At 53.4% G+C, this 15323-nt stretch carries 12 protein-coding genes; 6 read left to right on the top strand and 6 right to left on the bottom strand.

Going from position 1 to position 15323, the window contains the following annotated elements:
- The first annotated feature begins 84 nt into the window (after positions 1 to 84).
- The 4 genes from OGV69_RS03750 (at position 85) to ftsP (ending at position 5273) form a co-directional block, all read left to right on the top strand.
- Positions 85 to 480: a YgiW/YdeI family stress tolerance OB fold protein gene (locus tag OGV69_RS03750; RefSeq protein ID WP_038633899.1), complete on the top strand. Its 396-nt coding sequence runs from the start codon at positions 85 to 87 to the stop codon at positions 478 to 480.
- Positions 481 to 598: 118 nt separating this feature from the next.
- Positions 599 to 2857: a DNA topoisomerase IV subunit A gene (gene parC / locus OGV69_RS03745; protein WP_069324344.1), complete on the top strand. Its 2259-nt coding sequence runs from the start codon at positions 599 to 601 to the stop codon at positions 2855 to 2857.
- Between the two features lie 194 nt (positions 2858 to 3051).
- Positions 3052 to 3789, top strand: a complete 738-nt coding sequence (gene plsC, locus OGV69_RS03740; RefSeq protein WP_038633894.1) for a 1-acylglycerol-3-phosphate O-acyltransferase — start codon at positions 3052 to 3054, stop codon at positions 3787 to 3789.
- 71 nt (positions 3790 to 3860) lie between these two features.
- The gene (gene ftsP, locus OGV69_RS03735; protein ID WP_038633892.1) at positions 3861 to 5273 is read left to right on the top strand and encodes a cell division protein FtsP; all 1413 of its coding nucleotides are present in this window, start codon (positions 3861 to 3863) and stop codon (positions 5271 to 5273) included.
- 16 nt (positions 5274 to 5289) lie between these two features.
- On the opposite strand, the gene OGV69_RS03730 is transcribed toward ftsP, so the two are convergent.
- Positions 5290 to 6765, bottom strand: coding sequence for a TrkH family potassium uptake protein (locus OGV69_RS03730; RefSeq protein ID WP_069324343.1), 1476 nt, complete (start codon positions 6763 to 6765; stop codon positions 5290 to 5292).
- Positions 6766 to 6963: 198 nt separating this feature from the next.
- Between OGV69_RS03730 and OGV69_RS03725 the strand changes: the two genes are divergently transcribed.
- Positions 6964 to 9135, top strand: coding sequence for a YgiQ family radical SAM protein (locus OGV69_RS03725; RefSeq protein ID WP_069324342.1), 2172 nt, complete (start codon positions 6964 to 6966; stop codon positions 9133 to 9135).
- A gap of 55 nt (positions 9136 to 9190) precedes the next feature.
- On the opposite strand, the gene OGV69_RS03720 is transcribed toward OGV69_RS03725, so the two are convergent.
- The 4 genes from OGV69_RS03720 to yqhD all read right to left on the bottom strand — a co-directional run bounded on the left by OGV69_RS03720 (position 9191) and on the right by yqhD (position 13427).
- Positions 9191 to 9646 (bottom strand): HIT family protein, encoded by a 456-nt coding sequence (locus OGV69_RS03720; protein ID WP_042310999.1) that lies wholly within the window; start codon positions 9644 to 9646, stop codon positions 9191 to 9193.
- A gap of 43 nt (positions 9647 to 9689) precedes the next feature.
- Positions 9690 to 11144, bottom strand: a complete 1455-nt coding sequence (locus OGV69_RS03715; RefSeq protein ID WP_038633882.1) for a DASS family sodium-coupled anion symporter — start codon at positions 11142 to 11144, stop codon at positions 9690 to 9692.
- A 188-nt stretch (positions 11145 to 11332) separates the two neighbouring features.
- Entirely contained in the window at positions 11333 to 12160 is an 828-nt protein-coding gene (dkgA, locus tag OGV69_RS03710; RefSeq protein WP_038633879.1) for a 2,5-didehydrogluconate reductase DkgA, read from the bottom strand.
- A 103-nt stretch (positions 12161 to 12263) separates the two neighbouring features.
- Positions 12264 to 13427 (bottom strand): alcohol dehydrogenase, encoded by a 1164-nt coding sequence (gene yqhD / locus OGV69_RS03705; RefSeq protein ID WP_038633876.1) that lies wholly within the window; start codon positions 13425 to 13427, stop codon positions 12264 to 12266.
- Between the two features lie 193 nt (positions 13428 to 13620).
- Here yqhD and OGV69_RS03700 point away from each other — a divergent pair, with 193 nt between their 5' ends.
- Positions 13621 to 14520 carry an AraC family transcriptional regulator gene (locus tag OGV69_RS03700; RefSeq protein ID WP_069324424.1) on the top strand — a complete coding sequence of 300 codons (900 nt, stop codon included), beginning with the start codon at positions 13621 to 13623 and terminating at the stop codon, positions 14518 to 14520.
- Between the two features lie 90 nt (positions 14521 to 14610).
- Here OGV69_RS03700 and yghB read toward each other — a convergent pair whose 3' ends face one another.
- Entirely contained in the window at positions 14611 to 15270 is a 660-nt protein-coding gene (gene yghB / locus OGV69_RS03695; RefSeq protein WP_003024510.1) for a DedA family general envelope maintenance protein YghB, read from the bottom strand.
- Positions 15271 to 15323 lie beyond the last annotated feature (53 nt).

Genomic DNA, 15323 nt, shown 5'->3' with positions numbered 1-15323 from the left:
AAAAGAATCTTTTTTTTCCTTAAGAACTTGTTAAGGATTAACTTATTTAATAGTCGTAAACCAACATGAAAGGGAGACATGACGATGAAAAAATTAGCTGCAATGGTTGCCGTAATGGCACTGTGTTCCGCACCTGTTCTGGCAGCGCAGCAGGGCGGCTTCTCTGGGCCAACGACGACCACGCAAAGCCAAAGCGGCGGGTTTGTCGGCCCGAACGGCAGCATCACGACGGTAGCAAGTGCTAAATCGCTGCGCGATGACGCGTGGGTTACTTTGCGTGGGAACATCGTTGAGCGTATTTCCGACGATTTGTATGTGTTTAAAGATGCGACCGGCACGGTGAATGTGGATATTGACCATAAGCGCTGGAACGGCGTAACCGTAACCCCGCAGGATGTGGTTGAGATCCAGGGCGAAGTGGATAAAGACTGGAACTCCGTTGAAATCGACGTGAAACAGATTAGCAAAGTTGCTAAATAATCCCCATCAGGGCCGCATTCGCGGCCCTTTTCTTTGTGACTCAACACGTCAGATAGGGTAGTATCTGCGGCAATATTGCCCTTCAATAGAGGGGTACAAAGTTGAGGAACCACGATTAATGAGCGATATGGCAGAGCGCCTGGCGCTGCATGAATTCACGGAAAACGCCTATCTGAACTACTCCATGTACGTCATCATGGACAGGGCGTTGCCATTTATTGGCGATGGTTTGAAACCCGTTCAGCGTCGCATTGTGTATGCAATGTCCGAACTGGGGCTGAATGCCAGCGCCAAATTTAAAAAATCCGCCCGTACCGTCGGTGACGTGCTGGGTAAATACCACCCGCACGGCGACATCGCCTGCTATGAAGCGATGGTGCTGATGGCGCAGCCGTTCTCTTACCGTTATCCGCTGGTTGATGGTCAGGGAAACTGGGGGGCGCCGGACGATCCCAAGTCCTTCGCGGCGATGCGTTATACCGAATCCCGCTTGTCTAAATATGCGGAAGTCCTGCTGGGTGAACTCGGTCAGGGAACGTCGGACTGGGTGCCAAACTTCGACGGCACCATGCAGGAGCCAAAGATGCTGCCTGCGCGTCTGCCAAATATTCTGCTGAACGGTACGACCGGTATTGCCGTTGGTATGGCGACGGACATTCCGCCGCATAACCTGCGAGAAGTCGCCAAAGCGGCGATTACGCTGATTGAGCAGCCGAAAACAACGCTCGATCAACTGCTGGACATCGTGCAGGGGCCGGATTACCCGACCGAAGCCGAGATTATTACCTCGCGTGCGGAAATTCGTAAGATTTACGAAAACGGACGCGGCTCCGTGCGTATGCGCGCGGTATGGACGAAAGAAGATGGCGCGGTGGTGATTTCCGCGCTGCCGCATCAGGTTTCCGGGGCAAAAGTGCTGGAGCAGATCGCTGCTCAAATGCGCAACAAAAAGCTGCCGATGGTTGACGACCTGCGTGACGAATCGGATCACGAAAACCCGACCCGTCTGGTGATTGTCCCACGCTCCAATCGCGTGGATATGGAACAGGTAATGAACCACCTGTTTGCCACCACCGATCTGGAAAAAAGCTACCGTATCAACCTGAACATGATTGGCCTCGACGGTCGCCCGGCGGTGAAAAACCTGCTGGAGATCCTCACCGAATGGCTGGCGTTCCGCCGTGATACCGTGCGTCGTCGCCTGAACTATCGTCTGGAAAAAGTGCTTAAGCGCCTGCATATCCTTGAAGGTTTGCTGGTGGCGTTCCTCAACATTGACGAAGTGATCGAGATTATTCGTCATGAAGATGAACCTAAGCCTGAGCTGATGTCGCGGTTTGGCATTTCTGAAACGCAGGCTGAAGCTATCCTTGAGCTGAAATTGCGCCATCTTGCCAAACTCGAAGAGATGAAAATCCGCGGTGAGCAGGATGAACTGGCGAAAGAGCGCGATCAACTGCAGGCCATTCTCGCTTCCGAGCGTAAAATGAATAACCTGCTGAAGAAAGAGCTGCAGGCCGATGCCGAGGCCTATGGCGACGATCGCCGCTCCCCGCTGCAGGAACGCGAAGAAGCGAAGGCGATGAGCGAGCACGACATGCTGCCGTCTGAGCCGGTGACCATTGTATTGTCTCAGAGTGGTTGGGTGCGTAGCGCCAAAGGCCACGACATTGATGCGCCAGGATTAAGCTATAAAGCGGGCGACAGCTTTAAGTCGGCAGTGAAGGGCAAGAGCAACCAGCCGGTGGTGTTCGTTGACTCGACCGGACGCAGCTACGCCATCGACCCGATTACGCTGCCGTCGGCACGTGGTCAGGGCGAACCATTGACCGGTAAGCTCACGCTGCCGCCGGGCGCGACGGTGGAGCATATGCTGATGGAAGGCGACGAGCAGAAACTGCTGATGGCATCCGATGCGGGCTACGGTTTTGTCTGTACCTTCAACGATCTGGTAGCACGTAACCGTGCGGGTAAGGCATTGATTACGCTGCCTGAAAATGCGCGCGTTATGCCGCCGGTGGTGATTGAAGATGAAACCGATATGCTGCTGGCGATAACGATGGCCGGTAGGATGTTGATGTTCCCGGTGAGCGATTTGCCGCAACTGTCGAAAGGCAAAGGGAATAAGATTATCAATATCCCTTCAGCAGAAGCGGCGAAAGGCGAAGATGGCCTGGCGCTGCTCTATGTGCTGCCGCCGCAAAGCACGCTGACTATTCACGTCGGTAAACGCAAAATTAAACTGCGTCCTGAAGAGTTGCAGAAAGTGACCGGCGAACGCGGTCGTCGCGGCACGCTGATGCGTGGTCTACAGCGTATCGATCGCATTGAAATTGACTCGCCTCGACGCGCCAGTCAGGGCGACAGCGAAGAATAACGCGACTGCCCGGCTCTCCCTGCTTTCGCTCAGGGAGAGCCAACGTTAAAATTTCCCGTAAAACCGTTGTTTATTCGTGCGTTGCGATTAACAATACGCTTTTCCAGAGAGCCGCCTTAACAAAGCCCTAACCTGATGCAGAGTTATGTATCCGGTGACGTAAAATGCCAGGCTCTTAGGCCTTAGAGGTTGTTATGTTATATATTTTTCGTTTAATCATTACTGTTATTTATTGCATTCTGGTCTGTATTTTCGGTTGTATATACTGTCTGTTCAGCCCACGGAATCCAAAACACGTCGCAACGTTCGGTCATATGTTTGGCCGCCTGGCTCCCCTTTATGGCCTGAAGGTCGAGTGCCGCATGCCGGCAGACGCGCAGAATTATGGTAATGCTATCTATATTTGTAACCATCAGAACAACTATGACATGGTTACCGCTTCGAATATCGTTCAGCCGCCGACGGTAACGGTGGGTAAAAAAAGCCTGCTGTGGATCCCGTTCTTCGGGCAGCTGTACTGGTTAACCGGTAACCTGTTGATCGACAGAAACAACCGTGCTAAAGCGCACAGCACCATTGCAGCCGTGGTGAACCATTTCAAAAAACGTCGTATTTCTATCTGGATGTTCCCGGAAGGGACGCGCAGCCGCGGCCGTGGTCTGCTGCCGTTTAAAACCGGCGCGTTTCATGCGGCGATTGCTGCAGGCGTTCCGGTCATTCCAGTCTGCGTTTCTACAACCTCGAACAAGATCAAATTAAACCGACTCAATAATGGTCTGGCGATTGTAGAGATGCTGCCGCCGGTGGATATTAGCCACTTTGGTAAAGATCAGGTTCGTGAACTGGCAGCGCATTGCCGCTCGCTGATGGAACAAAAAATCGCAGAACTCGATAAAGAAGTTGCTGAGCGGGAAGCCGCCGGTAAGGTTTAATCCGCACAATTCGGGTTTTTTACAGGAAAAGATTTCCTGCGTGTTAATCGCCAGTTTTTCATGGAGTTTATATGTCATTCAGTCGGCGTCAGTTCATTCAGGCATCGGGGATCGCACTGTGTGCAGGTGCTGTTCCGCTGAAGGCTAATGCTGCCGGTCAGCAACAACCGTTACCTGTGCCTCCACTGCTGGAGTCTCGTCGGGGGCAGCCGTTATTTATGACGCTGCAACGCGCGCATTGGTCCTTTACACAAGGCACGCGCGCGCCTGTCTGGGGGATTAACGGCCGCTACCTGGGACCGACAATTCGCGTCTGGAAAGGGGATGACGTCAAGCTTATTTACAGCAATCGTCTGACAGAAAATGTCTCGATGACCGTCGCCGGATTACAGGTACCTGGTCCGCTGATGGGTGGCCCGGCGCGCATGATGTCCCCTAATGCGGATTGGGCGCCAGTGCTGCCGATCCGCCAGAATGCCGCCACGCTGTGGTATCACGCCAATACGCCAAATCGCACTGCCCAGCAGGTCTATAACGGTCTTGCCGGGATGTGGCTGGTTGAAGATGAGGTCAGTAAATCCCTGTCTATTCCCAACCATTACGGTGTGGATGATTTTCCGATCATTATCCAGGACAAGCGTCTGGACAACTTTGGGACGCCGGAATACAGCGAACCCGGCAGCGGCGGTTTTGTTGGGGATACGCTTCTGGTTAATGGGGCGCAAAGTCCTTATGTCGAAGTCTCCCGCGGCTGGGTACGCTTGCGTTTGCTGAACGCGTCAAACTCGCGTCGTTACCAACTGCAAATGAGTGATGGCCGTGCGCTGCATGTGATTTCCAGCGATCAGGGCTTTTTACCCGCGCCTGTTTCATTGAAACAGCTCTCGCTGGCGCCAGGCGAACGTCGTGAGATCCTGGTGGATATGACTAACGGTAATGAGGTCTCTATTACCTGTGGCGAGGCGGCCAGCATTGTCGACAGGATCCGGGGATTCTTTGAACCATCAAGTATTCTTATCTCCACGCTGGTGCTGACTCTGCGACCAACCGGCCTCTTGCCGCTGGTGACTGACAGCCTGCCAATGCGCCTTCTGCCAACCGAGATCCTCAGCGGTTCGCCGATTCGCAGCCGTGATATCAGCCTGGATGACGATCCGGGGATCAACGGTCAGTTGTGGGACGTCAACCGCATGGATATTACCGCGCAGCAGGGTACCTGGGAGCGCTGGACGGTGCGGGCGGATATGCCGCAGTCTTTCCATATTGAGGGCGTCTCGTTCCTGATCCGTAATGTGAACGGCGCGATGCCGTTCCCGGAAGACAGAGGCTGGAAAGATACCGTTTGGGTAGATGGTCAGGTCGAGCTACTGGTTTATTACGGTCAGCCTTCCTGGGCGCATTTCCCGTTCTACTTTAACAGCCAGACGCTGGAAATGGCGGATCGTGGCTCGATCGGTCAGATCCTGGTGAACCCGGCGCCGTAACGCGTCGGGGTTTGCGTTACGCCCGCCAGAACATGCGCGAAAACAGGATCAGTATGGGGTAAATCTCCAGACGCCCCATGATCATGGCTGCGCACATCAGCAGCTTTGCCTCCTCATTTAACGTGCCAAACGTCGTGGCGGTAACGCCAAATCCCAGCCCCATATTGTTGATGCAGGCGGCGACGGTGGCGAAAGAGGAGAAGAGATCGTAGCCCATCAGATTGAGCGCCCAGATAAAAAAGCTGGTGAACAAAACGTAGAGAAAGAAAAAGCTCCATACCGAACGCACCACCCTGTCGCTTACCACGCTGTTACCCACTTTGATGTTCAGCAGGGCGCGAGGATGCGCGAGCTGGTGTAATTCCTGGCGGCACTGCTTGAACATAATCAAAAAGCGCAGCACTTTAATTCCCCCGCACGTCGATCCCACACAACCGCCGAAGAAGCTGGCGCTAAGCAGCATGAAGATCGTGTGCGAGGGCCACTGCGCGTAATCCGCCGTTGACAGGCCATTATCCGTCAGCATGGAGCTGGCCAGAAAAAAGGCATGCACCAGGCTGTCCGTTAGCCCGTACATACCTGCCCGCCAGACCTGCCAGGTGGCGATCAGCGTGACCACCAGCGCAATTAGCAGAAAGAAACGCAGCTCGGCATTACGACGAAAGGGCTTGAAGGTACGTTTTACAATAGCAACGTACCAGAGGGTGAAGTTAAACGCGGATAACAGTGAGAACAGTCCGGCGACGAGTTCTATAGCGTGGCTGTTATAAAAGCCGATGCTCTCGCTGCGAGTGGAAAATCCGCCAAGAGAGACCGTCGACAGCCCGTGGCATAAGGCGTCGAAAAACGACATCCCGGCAGCCCAGTAGGCCAGAGTACAAATAAGACCCAGAATGACGTAGGTCAACCACAGCGTACGTGCTGTATCGGCAAGCCTTGGCGTGAGGCGTTCTTCTTTGAAGGGGCCTGGCATTTCAGACTGATACAGTTTCATGCCGCCAATACCCAGCAGCGGTAATACCGCCACGGCGAGGACAATAATGCCCAGGCCGCCAATAAAATTGAGCTGAGCACGATAGTAAAGATACGATTTCGGTAAGGCGCTGACGTCGTCAATCACCGTTGCGCCAGTGGTGGTAATCCCGGAAACCCCTTCGAACAGGGCATCGGCAAAGGAGAGATTTAAGCCATCGTCCATCCACATCGGCATTGCGCTAATAAACGAAAACAGTAGCCAGAACAAAACGATAATGACGAATCCATCCCGGGTTCTCAGTTGAATTCCCGCATGTTTGGTTGCCAGCCACGCCCCGCCGCCAAGGGTAAAGAAAGTCATAAATGTGCTGAAAAATGCGAAAAAGCTCCGCTCTTTATTTAACAGAGCGATGGTCATCGGCGGCAGCATGGAGAAGCTGTAGAGAAGAACCAGAAATCCGCACAGGTGAACAACAACCCGTAACTGGGAAATATGCAGTGAATCGTTGAGTCGCAATGAAAAATCCCCCGCCGAAAAGAGTGATCTCAGCTGGCCGGCATGGTGTTAATTATGATTGATAAAAATGGCTGTCGTAAAATTTAACAATTTATACAACTTTCTACTGGTCTGGTTCAGACTCCACTTCATTTCTTGCCGACATACAGCGTATAATCCCCGGCCTTTGATTATTTTTTTACCATTTTTGGAAGCACTATGAGCGCAATATCCCTGATCCAACCGGACAGAGACCTTTTCTCTTGGCCGCAGTACTGGGCTGCCTGTTTTGGCCCGGCACCGTTTTTGCCGATGTCACGTGACGAAATGGACCAACTTGGCTGGGATAGCTGCGACATCATTCTGGTGACCGGCGATGCCTACGTCGACCACCCAAGTTTTGGTATGGCGATTTGTGGCCGTATGCTGGAAGCTCAGGGCTTTCGCGTCGGAATTATCGCCCAGCCGGAGTGGAACAACAAAGACGATTTTATGCGTTTGGGTAAACCGAACCTGTTCTTTGGTGTGACCGCTGGCAACATGGACTCGATGATCAACCGTTATACCGCCGATCGCCGACTGCGCCATGATGATGCCTACACGCCGGACAACGTGGCGGGTAAACGTCCGGACCGCGCCACGCTGGTCTATACCCAGCGCTGTAAAGAAGCATGGAAAGATGTGCCGGTTATTCTTGGCGGCATTGAGGCCAGCCTGCGCCGCACCGCGCACTACGATTACTGGTCTGATACCGTTCGCCGCTCCGTTTTGGTGGATTCGAAAGCCGATATGCTGATGTTCGGCAACGGCGAACGTCCGCTGGTGGAAGTGGCGCATCGTCTGGCGATGGGGGAAACTATCGATCAGATCCGCGATGTGCGTAACACCGCTATTATGGTTAAAGAAGCGTTGCCGGGCTGGAGTGGGGTGGATTCTACGCGTCTCGACACGCCAGGCAAGATTGACCCGATCCCGCATCCTTACGGTGAAGATCTGCCGTGTGCTGATAACAAACCTGCCGCACCGAAAAAGCAGGAAGCGAAAGCGGTCACCGTGCAGCCACCGCGTCCGAAACCGTGGGAAAAAACCTACGTGCTGCTACCGTCCTTCGAAAAAGTGAAGGGCGATAAAGTGCTGTATGCGCATGCGTCGCGTATCCTGCACCACGAAACTAACCCAGGCTGCGCGCGTGCGCTGATGCAAAAGCATGGCGATCGCTACATCTGGATCAACCCGCCAGCTATTCCGCTGTCTACCGAAGAGATGGACAGCGTCTTTGCGTTACCGTACAAACGTGTACCGCATCCGGCGTATGGCGACAGCCGTATTCCGGCCTATGAGATGATCCGTTTCTCGATCAACATTATGCGTGGCTGCTTTGGCGGCTGCTCGTTCTGTTCGATAACAGAGCACGAAGGCCGTATCATCCAGAGTCGCTCTGAAGATTCGATCATCAATGAAATCGAAGCCATTCGCGACACCGTCCCGGGCTTTACCGGCGTGATTTCCGATCTTGGCGGTCCAACGGCGAACATGTATATGCTGCGCTGTAAGTCACCGCGTGCGGAGCAAACCTGCCGTCGTCTGTCATGCGTCTATCCGGATATTTGTCCGCACATGGATACCAATCATGAGCCAACAATTAACCTCTATCGCCGGGCGCGTGATCTCAAAGGCATTAAAAAGATCCTTATCGCATCCGGTGTGCGCTATGACATTGCGGTGGAAGACCCACGCTACATCAAAGAACTGGCTACCCATCACGTGGGGGGCTATCTGAAGATTGCGCCAGAGCATACTGAAGAAGGCCCGCTGTCGAAGATGATGAAGCCGGGGATGGGCAGCTACGATCGCTTCAAGGAATTGTTCGATACCTACTCTAAACAGGCCGGTAAAGAGCAGTACCTGATCCCGTATTTTATCTCCGCACACCCGGGTACGCGTGATGAGGATATGGTGAATCTGGCGCTGTGGCTGAAACAACGTCGTTTCCGTCTGGATCAGGTGCAGAACTTCTATCCATCGCCGTTGGCGAACTCCACAACCATGTATTACACCGGGAAAAACCCGTTGGGTAAAATTGGTTATAAGAGTGAAGACGTGGTGGTGCCGAAAGGTGATAAGCAGCGTCGTCTGCATAAAGCCCTGTTGCGCTACCACGATCCAGCCAACTGGCCATTGATCCGCCAGGCGCTGGAAGATATGGGTAAAAAGCATCTGATCGGCGGGCGTCGCGAATGTCTGGTTCCGGCGCCTACGCTGGAAGAGATGCGCGAAGCGCGTCGCCAGAACCGTCATACTCGTCCGGCGCTGACCAAACACACGCCAGTGGCGCACCAGCGTCAGACGCCTGCCGCGAACAAAAAACGCGGGAAAGTGGCGGGACGTTAATCTTTCTTGCCCGGATAAGGTGCTTGCACCGCTATCGGGCAGAAGAGATCAGTATTTATGCCTCACGAATTCTGGCCGCTAATGCGGCCAGTTTTTCGTCATCAGCCCGTTCATGATCGTGTGACGACAGATATCCTTCATACTGCTCGAAAAATTTGTTCTGCCGCGATTCAATCGGTTTCCAGTGGGTTAAATCGCCAGTACCGTGCATGGGACTTAATTTACTGTGCACATGGTCTACGCCGAAACCTTCGAAGAACATTCCCGTACGACTAACATCCGGGAAAGCCTTATCCAGTTTCTTAGCCACTTTTTGGGTCGCCAGCATCAGGTCCGCTAACGCCTGCGGCGGCATATCGAAGGCATAGCTCGGGTAATGCTTTTTCGGGATCACCACGGTAAAACCGTCGGTGTTCGGGAAAATCGACAGAAAAGCCAGGTGGTGCTCGTCTTCCCATACCTTATGGCAGGGCGCTTTGCCTTCAACAATTTGACAGAAAATACAGGTCATTCCTTTTCTCCGCAGGTAAGGTATTCCTCAGAACGCAGTCAGTTTAGTACAGACCCAACACCTTCCACCACATCAGACCCACGGTAATAAAGACCGCCTGGTTAAACAGGCTGATGATAAATCCTGTGCGCCACCAGACGCCCGTTGGAACGTACCCTGCGCCAAACAGAATTGGACCGCGAGCATGAGTGTACTGGGTGAGCGAGCAGTACAAACTGCTGGTGAAGGCCAGCATTAGCGCCGTGGGGGCCGCGGGAATATTCAGATGCAACCCGACGCCGAGGAAAACGGCATACAGCGCGGCAATCTGCGCATTTCCGCTGGCAAAAAAGTAGTGGGTATAGAAATAGGCGGCGTTCAGCAGTAGCAGGACGATCACCCAACTGGTCCCGTGCATAGTACTGCTCAGGCTATCGCCAATCAGATTGCCAAACCAGGTGGTGAAGCCCAGTTTTTTCAACTGATTCGCCATCATCAGTAGCGCGGCAAACCAAATCAGCGTATCCCATGCCCCTTTCTCACTTTTGACGTCCTCCCAGCTCAATACGCCGCTCAGCAATAAAATCGACAGCCCTACAAACGAGGCGGTGGTGGCGTCAACGCCCAGCGTATCGCCAAAAATCCACAGCACCAGCAGTACGCCGACGGTTGCCAGCATCAGCCATTCACCGCGTGACATGCGGCCCATTTCCGCCAGCTCTTTGCGCGCCAGGTTAGGGGCATCCGGCGTGTGTTTGATTTCCGGGCGCACCAGCCAGTAGACCAGTAGCGGAACGAGCAGCAAAGAGACCAGACAGGGTAGCAGCGCCGCCATAAACCAGCCGCCCCAGGTCAGCGTAACCCCGGCGTTGGCCGCCAGTTTTACTGCCAGCAGGTTGCCGGTATAGCCGGTCATAAACAGTGCTGCCGTCACGTCGTTGACGTTGCCAATACAGGTGATAAGAAAGGTGCCGATTTTACTGCGGGACTCATCTTCCGGGTTCGAATGGAAACTACGCGCCAGAGAGTCGGCAATCGGATAGATGACGCCGCCGCAGCGCGCCGTATTACTCGGCATAGCGGGAGAGAGGATCAGATCGGCAAAAGCCAGACCGTAGGCGAGTCCCAGCGTGCGCTTGCCGAGCAGGCGGATCATCTGCAACGCAATGCGTCGTCCGAGGCCGGTTTTGATAAACCCACGGGCAATCATAAAGGCCACGACGATAAGCCAGATAAGTGAGCTGTTCAGTTCGCTGAGTGCCGTGGTGATGGCGCCGCTGGCGGTTTTATCCCCGGCAGCATAGGCGAGTGCGAACACCGTAATACCAATTATGCCGACCGCGCCGATGGGTAAGACTTTCGCCACAATAGAGGCGATGGTGGCGACGAAGATAATTGCCGAATGCCAGGCTGGCGCACTTAACCCAGTGGGGGGAGTAAGCTGCCAGAGACCGGCAGAAATGAGTACTATAAGAATTAATGGGAGCCATTTGACGCCATTACTTTTTTTATCAGCCACGATTACGCACCTATAGGTGTGGTAAATATATTCATCGAATGAATATATTTATTGAATAATTAACAGGTTATGTTGCGTAATGCTGCTCCAGCGACTGCAAGAAATACATCAATATATGTATGTTAATTGTTTCCTGATATTTCATTGCCAGCAAGGCCCGACGGGAGTGTCGGGCCGGAGAGAAGAGATTAACCGCCGAACTGGTCCGGGTCTGGTCCCAGCCGTCTGCCCTGATCGAGTTTCGCGATTTCGCCTAATTCTTCTTTATCCAGACGGAAGTCCCAGACGTTAAAGTTTTCAGCGATACGGGCAGGCGTCACCGATTTCGGAATAACCACCAGACCGTTATCCAGATGCCAGCGGATGACAATCTGCGCTGGTGATTTACCATATTTCTCTGCGAGGTCACGGATGATCTTTTGGTCGAAGACGTCTTTCCCCCCCTGCGCCAATGGACTCCAGGATTCGGTCTGGATCTTATGCGTGGCGTTCCAGGCATGAAGCTGGCGCTGCTGCATAAGTGGGTGCAGTTCTATCTGGTTGATCACGGGATGAACGCCAGTTTCATCGATCAGGCGCTGGAGATGATTGATCTGAAAGTTGCACACGCCGATGCTCTTAATCAGCCCTTCTTTTTGCAGATCGATCATGTTTTCCCACGCTTCAACGTAGTGATCGATCGCCGGAACAGGCCAGTGCATCAGGTAAAGATCGAGGTAATCGAGCTGGAGTTTCTCCATGCTTTCGAGTAAGGCTTCCCGGGCGCGTTTCTGATCATCATTCCACAGCTTGGTGGTGATGAATAACTCTTCCCGCGGCACGCCGGCATTACGTATCGCTTTGCCGACACCTTCTTCGTTTTTATATGCGGCGGCGGTATCAATCGAACGATAACCCACTTCCAGTGCTTTATGGATAGCGGTAATGACTTCTTCGTTGCTTGCCTTCCAGACCCCCAGGCCCAGTTGCGGCATGACGTTACCATCCTGTAGCTTGATAATGGTTGGACCGGTCATAATTCCCCCCTGGATTACAGTCACCGGAGCAAGCTCCGGTGAGTTAGGTGTGACTTAAGTCTGGTATAAATACCCAAAAACGAAAGGCGGAGGTTAAAAAACCTTAGCGGGCAGCTTCGTAAATCCGACGGCTGACGTCGAGCGTAATGTCCTGATGTTCACCCAGTTTCGTACCGCCGTGCGCTTGCAGTTTTTCCAGCAGCGCCGGGATGGAGCTACCGTCCAGACCGTAGTCAGACAAGCGAGTTGGTACGCCCATTTGTTCGAAGAAAGCACGGGTAGCGGCAATGGCGGCATCGATACGCTGGTCTTCGGAACCTTCGGTGATATTCCAGATACGCTCTGCGTATTGCAGTAGTTTGGCACGCTTGGTATCGCGTTTTTCATTCCACAGCGCAGGCAGAACGATGGCCAGCGTTTGCGCATGATCCAGACCATGCATCGCGGTCAGTTCGTGGCCCAGCATATGGGTTGCCCAGTCCTGCGGTACGCCTGCGCCAATCAGGCCGTTCAGCGCCTGGGTTGCCGCCCACATGACGTTCGCACGCACGTTGTAGTTTTCCGGCTCCTGCAAGGCTTTCGGACCTTCTTCTATCAGCGTAAGCAGAATGCCTTCGGCAAAGCGATCCTGAATTTTTCCGTCGACCGGATAAGTTACATACTGCTCAACGGTATGCACGAAGGCATCCACGACGCCGTTCGCAACCTGACGTGGCGGCAGGGTATAGGTGTAAACCGGATCCAGAACGGCAAATACCGGTTGTACAAACGGGGTCATAAAGGCCAGTTTGTCGCCGGTGGTTTTCCGCGAGATGACCGCGCCGGAGTTAGATTCAGAACCGGTGGCGGGCAGGGTTAATACGGAGCCCATCGGGATGGCGCTTTTTACGTCGTTGCCGTGAGTTTCCAGAATACGCCATGGGTCGATGCCGTCAGCGTACTGTGCCGCTGCTGCGATGAATTTGGTGCCGTCCAGTACCGAACCGCCGCCCACTGCCAGCAGGAACGTTACTTTTTCATCACGCACGAGCTTTACCGCATTCATTAGCGTTTCATAAGACGGGTTTGGCTCAATACCGCCAAACTCCAGCACGTCCAGGCCTTTCAGTGCATCCTGAACCTGTGCCAGGACACCGGTTTTTTTCACACTGCCGCCGCCGTAGGTAATCAGTACGCGGGCATCCTGAGGGATTTGGTCGCGCAGCTCTGCAATAGCGCCTTTACCGAACAGAATTCGGGTTGGGGTATGGAGATTAAAATTGTTCATTACTCGTTCCCTTGTGTGGGTAAAAAAGAGGGCAGGAGAGTGTCTGCCGGATGATGAACATTGTGGTCGCCAGCCGCGCTGCTCTCAATGCTCATTTCTGCCGATGTCTTGCCCATTTCTACAGATTACTGGAGAAAACGGATAAATCTGCGCATTATGTCAGGGTCGCAAACCGATGATGAAATGGTGCTTTATGAACCGTGAAGAGATCTGCCTTCTGCTGACAGATAAAATTAAGCAGCTGAAAAATAATGAAAATAAACTCAGTGCATTGCTGCCAGATGTCCGCCTGCTGCACGGAACGGAGCCAGCGGCGCGCACACCGGTCATGTATCAGCCAGGCATCATATTTCTCTTCTCTGGACATAAAATTGGTTATATCAATGAACGTGTATTTCGTTATGACGCCAATGAATACTTGCTGCTAACCGTACCTTTACCCTTTGAATGTGAAACGTATGCGACACCGGAGGTTCCGTTGGCCGGAATTTATCTGAATGTCGATATCCTGCAATTGCAGGAGCTGTTGATGGACATTGGAGAAGATGAGCTGTTTCAGCCTGCCATGGCGGCCAGTGGAATTAACTCCGCGACGCTTTCAGACGAAATTCTCTGCGCCGCTGAGCGCCTGTTGGATGTGATGGAACGCCCGCTGGATGCGCGTATTCTCGGCAAACAGATCATTCGCGAGATCCTCTACCATGTGCTGACCGGGCCGCGCGGCGGCGCGTTACTTGCGCTGGTCAGTCGTCAGACGCATTTCAGCTTGATAAGCCGGGTGCTGAAGCGGATTGAAACCAAATACACCGAAAATCTCAATGTAGAACAGCTGGCGGCAGAGGCGAACATGAGCGTGTCGGCGTTTCATCATAATTTTAAAGCGGTGACCAGCACGTCGCCGCTGCAATATCTTAAAAGCTATCGTCTGCATAAAGCGCGGATGATGATGATTCATGACGGGATGAAGGCCAGTGCGGCAGCCATGCGCGTCGGCTATGAGAGCGCATCGCAGTTTAGCCGGGAGTTCAAACGTTTCTTTGGCGTGACGCCGGGGGAAGATGCGGCCAGAATTCGGATGATGCAGGGGAGTTGATTTCTTGTCCGTCTGAAAGGTACACCGTAGGCCTTAAAGCTGCGCGCCATAAGGCAAAATGCCGGAGATTATCCGGCCTACGGATGCGACTCAGGCGCTACAGTATTTTTTTTTAATCACCACGAACAGGGTTCCCAACAGACCTGCGGTTAACAGGGCAATCGGTAGGATCATTAAAAAGGTCATCACCTGATCTTCATGGCGTTTAACGAACGGGATCATGCTCAGCGCGTAGCCAAAGCTGGTGACGACGGTGACCCACAGCAGGCCGCTCAACCAGTTAAAAAACTGGAATCGACGGTTGGGCAACCCTGAAATTCCCGCCATGGTCGGCAGCAAGGTGCGTACGAACGCCAGGAAGCGCCCGGCCAGCAGCGCCATCAGGCCGTGTTGGTCAAACATGCAGGTGGCGCGCTGATGATATTTTTCAGGTAATTGCGCCAGCCAGCCTTTTACCGTTCGTGTGTTGCCCAGCCAGCGTCCCTGAATGTAACTGAGCCAGCAGCCCAGGCTGGCGGCGGCGGTCAGAATAGCTATGGTAGGTAAAAAACTCATCACGTCCTGGGCGATCAGCGCCCCAGCCAGCAATAACAGGCTGTCTCCGGGTAAAAAGGAGGCGGGCAGCAGGCCATTTTCTAAAAACAGTGTGGCGAACATGACGAAGTACACCACGCTCACAACGTGTGGATCCGCCAGCGCGGCAAAGTCGTGTTGCCAGAGCGCGGAGACAATATCTTGAATAACTACCATGGACTTTCCTGTGGAACAGCGTTTATGTGTGGATTGTACTCCTGAATTGTCCG

Source organism: Citrobacter sp. Cc139, assembly GCF_030334645.1.
Classification (GTDB): Bacteria; Pseudomonadota; Gammaproteobacteria; order Enterobacterales; family Enterobacteriaceae; genus Citrobacter; species Citrobacter werkmanii.
This window is presented reverse-complemented; position numbering and strand designations above follow the sequence as displayed.

Coding starts and splice junctions, on each gene's coding strand:
- dkgA (WP_038633879.1), bottom strand. CDS start 12,160: ATGACCGGTCCAACCATTATCAAGCTACAGGATGGTAACGTCATGCCG.
- OGV69_RS03750 (WP_038633899.1), top strand. CDS start 85: ATGAAAAAATTAGCTGCAATGGTTGCCGTAATGGCACTGTGTTCCGCA.
- OGV69_RS03700 (WP_069324424.1), top strand. CDS start 13,621: ATGAACCGTGAAGAGATCTGCCTTCTGCTGACAGATAAAATTAAGCAG.
- yghB (WP_003024510.1), bottom strand. CDS start 15,270: ATGGTAGTTATTCAAGATATTGTCTCCGCGCTCTGGCAACACGACTTT.
- parC (WP_069324344.1), top strand. CDS start 599: ATGAGCGATATGGCAGAGCGCCTGGCGCTGCATGAATTCACGGAAAAC.
- yqhD (WP_038633876.1), bottom strand. CDS start 13,427: ATGAACAATTTTAATCTCCATACCCCAACCCGAATTCTGTTCGGTAAA.
- ftsP (WP_038633892.1), top strand. CDS start 3,861: ATGTCATTCAGTCGGCGTCAGTTCATTCAGGCATCGGGGATCGCACTG.
- OGV69_RS03725 (WP_069324342.1), top strand. CDS start 6,964: ATGAGCGCAATATCCCTGATCCAACCGGACAGAGACCTTTTCTCTTGG.
- plsC (WP_038633894.1), top strand. CDS start 3,052: ATGTTATATATTTTTCGTTTAATCATTACTGTTATTTATTGCATTCTG.
- OGV69_RS03720 (WP_042310999.1), bottom strand. CDS start 9,646: ATGACCTGTATTTTCTGTCAAATTGTTGAAGGCAAAGCGCCCTGCCAT.